This is a genomic window from Psychrobacter sp. TB55-MNA-CIBAN-0194 (assembly GCF_040309505.1).
GTDB classification, from domain to species: Bacteria; Pseudomonadota; Gammaproteobacteria; order Pseudomonadales; family Moraxellaceae; genus Psychrobacter; species Psychrobacter fozii.
This window is the reverse complement of the sequence record NZ_JBEOOW010000649.1, coordinates 1-245: the sequence shown is the minus strand read 5'-3', so window position 1 is coordinate 245 and position 245 is coordinate 1. Positions and strand designations below refer to the sequence as shown.

The window sequence follows — 245 nt, the reverse complement described above, 5'->3', positions numbered from 1 at the left end:
GCTCTGGCACGTCGGGGTTTTTCTTTTGCGGCATGATCGAGCTGCCGGTGCAGAAGCGGTCCGGCAGGTCGATGAACTGGAATTGCGCGCTGGTCCAGAGCACCAGCTCTTCGGAGAAGCGCGACAGGTGCATCATCGCGATGCTGGCCGCGGCGCAGAATTCGATGGCGAAGTCCCGGTCCGACACGCCGTCCAGTGAGTTGCCGCCCACGGCGTCAAAACCCAGCAGTTGTGCGGTGTACGCA

General features: G+C 62.9%; 1 protein-coding gene. It reads right to left on the bottom strand.

The features are described 5' to 3' along the window. On the bottom strand, window positions 1–245 hold a 245-nt coding region (locus AAEY75_RS16610), incomplete at both ends, for a lyase family protein (RefSeq protein WP_352260264.1).